General features: G+C 52.5%; 1 protein-coding gene. It reads right to left on the bottom strand.

What is annotated here, in order from left to right:
• Positions 1–259, bottom strand: a 259-nt coding sequence (locus C162_RS32265) for a hypothetical protein (RefSeq protein ID WP_036701945.1), incomplete at both ends; no start/stop codon positions are given.

Raw genomic sequence — 259 nt, forward strand, 5'->3', positions numbered from 1 at the left:
CGATGCCCAGCAGCCTGCTCCAGATCTCTGCCAGCTTCTCTTCAGTCTCGTTACCCGCGCCTTCGTACCTACTCTGCATCTGGCTCAGATCGGGTTCCGGCAATTGCTTGCGGTCGATCTTTCCGTTTGGCGTTAATGGCAGGCGTTCAATCTGCATCATATACCCCGGAATCATATAAGACGGGAGCACCTTGGCTAACTCATCTCTTACCTGTGCGAGCTTCACTTCCGTGTCTGCTGTTACATAAGCACACAGATA

Origin of the sequence: Paenibacillus sp. FSL R7-269 (genome assembly GCF_000517865.1) — a bacterium.
GTDB lineage: Bacteria > Bacillota > Bacilli > Paenibacillales > Paenibacillaceae > Paenibacillus_AQ.